At 45.5% G+C, this 3,272-nt stretch carries 3 protein-coding genes; all 3 read left to right on the top strand.

Features of this window, described 5'->3' with window-relative positions; translation table 11 throughout:
• Nucleotides 1-136 (top strand): replication initiation protein (locus ABIE02_RS22365; RefSeq protein WP_429211445.1); only part of this gene is annotated, 136 nt, incomplete at its 5' end.
• Between the two features lie 697 nt (nucleotides 137-833).
• The gene (locus ABIE02_RS22360) at nucleotides 834-1,370 is read left to right on the top strand and encodes a hypothetical protein (RefSeq protein ID WP_336995245.1); all 537 of its coding nucleotides are present in this window, start codon (nucleotides 834-836) and stop codon (nucleotides 1,368-1,370) included.
• 58 nt (nucleotides 1,371-1,428) lie between these two features.
• Nucleotides 1,429-2,253, top strand: a complete 825-nt coding sequence (locus tag ABIE02_RS22355; RefSeq protein WP_336995244.1) for a hypothetical protein — start codon at nucleotides 1,429-1,431, stop codon at nucleotides 2,251-2,253.
• Nucleotides 2,254-3,272 lie beyond the last annotated feature (1,019 nt).

Genomic DNA, 3,272 nt, shown 5'->3' with positions numbered 1-3,272 from the left:
CGACCGCTGCGTCTTATCCGGTAACTATCGACTCGAGTCCAAGCCGGAAAGACACGACAAAACGCCACTGGCAGCGGCCACTGGTAAACAGGATGTGCGAGAGATGTATCGAGAGTTCTTGAAGTGGTGCCCTTAGTGCGGCTACACTGGAAGGACAGATTTGGTGACGTCTCGCACAAGACTGTTACCACGGTTAGAGAATCTGCCAGGATTAACTAACCTTCGAAAAACCACCTGCCAGGGTGGTTTTTTCGTTTTCAGAGCAAGAGATTACGCGTAGAAAAAAAGGATCTCAAGAAGATCCTTTTGTATAGACAGCTTATAGATGATTCCCGTGAACTGAACGCGTATATCCAATAGCTACATTAAACATTTCAGCTTGGCCTGGATTCAGATAGCACGTTCTCAGATCCACTCTCACAAGCAACCCATCACCTTCCCGCTCAGCATAGATACCACGAGACCTGCAAAGATCTATTGATTGCTCTACCAGCTTTTCAGTAATGCGCTGTCTACCGGGAGAACGCAGGTCAAGATAGAAATTACTAACCATCGTACCTGCTTCGCTAGAAAGACGATTGATGGTCGTTTCAATACATGAATCTATTTGCTGCATAGATATCGACATATAACACCCCAAAAGAATAACAACGCAATAAGATGCACATAAAAACACATAAAAGCAAATAAAAACAAAATAAAAACAGATAAGACTCACGCAAGGACGTGTTTCATAGAAGCCCAACCCTATCGCATAAATTCATTCAAAAACCAATTTTTATAGTATAGAATTAAATTAATGACGATAAAAAACTCACAAGGGAAATTTCTATATGAAAGATGATAACGCGGTTATCGTATTTACAGGCAAAGATCTAAACATAATGAGCGCTGAGGGGGGGTCAGGTTATTGGCTAGCAAAAGCAGAACGGCTTAATGACGCCAAGTATCTCATCGCAGTAAGAAACCGAAGAGAAACATGGGCGGTGAAAGACCTCGAACACGGAACTGGCTTTCTCATTGCAAAGATCACTGGATGCTTTAAAAACCCTGATTACAACGACAGAAACGTAATTACATTTGAGGAATATGCTGAAATATCAGTAAAAAAAGCATGGAAAACGCTCACTGGTGGTCAGCGTTATCCGGTTGCTTATCTGACATCAGAGGAAGCCTTTTCCCGTATAGGGATAAAGCCAGAGCAACTGGAATGGAAAAAATTCCAGATTTCAAAACCATCTCAGCCAAACCCCACTGTAGAAGCGCCGAAAAAACTAAGCCTCAACGAGGCAGTTGAAAGAGCTAAGCAAGATATAAGCAATGCAACTGGTATCGATGCATCTTCTATTACGATAACTATCAATATCTGATTTTTTTTTCGTATATCTGGTATCTTAACGATAGTCGAAAAAGAATTAAGCCATTGATATGACAACAACAATATACAGAGAGTTTGAATTTGCTGCTTGTGATGGCAAATGGTCAGTTGATGGACATCTTCGAAGAGATGTTATTGAAAAAAAAGCTATACATATAGATTTCAAAGGAACAGAAGCAATATCCCTTATGTGTGGTGATCATCCGATGATCGTCCTTATGCAAGCTATGCAGCTGAAAGTCATAACTCCAGAGCAGTACGCTAGTTTAATGAGTCTCTACATGGATGTAGAAGACTTCACCTTCGGCATGGTGGTCCTCGATAAACACTCAGGTGCTATATTAGTAGGTATGTATACACCCCCGATGATTGCGATAAAAAGCAAACCAATAGTTTACGATTTAGGTTCAACTGGAGGCGAATTTGCAGCTCATTGCCTCTACTATGCGGAACAAAGGCTTAGAAAAAAAAAGCGTCATCGTGGATACTCTACGTCGTCAGTGGGATGTAAAGTCACCAGTGCTATCAAATATGCATACAGACGAGATCGCCACTCCGGTGGTAAAGTATACAAAATCATTTGGAAAGATAACGGCATCAGGTACGACAACATACCGTTATCTAACAACTCGGTAAAAAACCATTACCGGCGGATTTTAGAAGAAACATTAAAGATCATTCATAGCAGGTACGAAGAGAAAATGAACATGAGACAGAATGCCCAGTTAAATACAGCGGCAGCCTCGCTCTCTCAGACGGGTCAGCCGAAAACACAAAGTCAGCCACATAACCAAGCGCCTAGTGCGAGTGGTGATAAAAGCCATCAGATGACTATGTCTCGAGCAATTAACTATGCTCGCCTTTTTTCTGACTGATACTGTACAGCTAGATTTACCATAACATCCGTTGCCCGCACCGCCTCAGGAGGCCTCAGCGCGTTTCTGAGGCCTCCTGCCTGAAACACGCACCTTTCCCTGCCTGTTCCCCGCAAAACGCAACCTGATAAATTTCACCCTCCTGCATAGCCATGCAGCCAGATGACTACTGTCCGGTTCTGTCCGGATCTGTGCCCGTAAGCCTTGTTTTCAGCAGTGTTAGTGTCATGTGGGACCATGGTCCCACATGCCGGATTTTGCGCATGCGCAAAACAGCCCCGTCGTTTCGTTCATGAAGATGCCTCGCTTCGAGGGCCAGAGGCGGGGGGAAAAGTAACTTTTTTGCCACTGAAAATTACAAACTCACTAATTTCCCATGAAGCCAAATCAAGCAATGGGAGATGAAGAAAGATGTTCAAGATTTTAAAACTGACAGAGGCTCTGCTGAAGGTAATGACAGATCTGGTCCAATTACTGGATATCCTGCAGCAGCTGACTCCGGAATGGCTGTACTGGTAACGGTGAACGGGCGCGAATTTTGTCGCGTTCGTGAGGCGTTGGCGGGGTGTCGGGGCGCAGCCCTGACCAGGGTGTTTGTAATGCCGGCGCGTGCGCGGTATTACAAACACACATCCTGTCCTGAAAAATGGGTGCCGGCGCGATCTTGCGGGTTTCGGGCGCAGCGCCGAACCAGTCATGTAGCGCTAGCGAAATGTATACTGGCTTAGAATGCAGCATCGCAGAAATACGCGGCATAGCTGCCACATAAAGCAGGTGAAAAATCGGGGTCAGATGCGTCGGCAGAAAATGTACTGCAGGAGAAATGCCGCTTCCTCGCTCACTGACTCGCTCCGCTCGGTCGTTCGACTGCGGCGAGCGGAGCCGGCTTGCTCAAAAGCAGGAGCGGCGTTACCCACATATTCAGGTGATAAGCGGCAAGAGAAGATGTGGTAGGAAGGTGGACCAAAAAAGGACCCCGGCGTTGCCGGTTTTCCATAGGCTCCGCCCCCCTGACAAGC

This window comes from Leclercia sp. 1548 (genome assembly GCF_050435045.1).
GTDB classification, from domain to species: domain Bacteria; phylum Pseudomonadota; class Gammaproteobacteria; order Enterobacterales; family Enterobacteriaceae; genus Enterobacter; species Enterobacter adecarboxylatus.
Note: the sequence above shows the minus strand (reverse complement) of the source record. Positions and strands in the feature narration are given on the sequence as shown.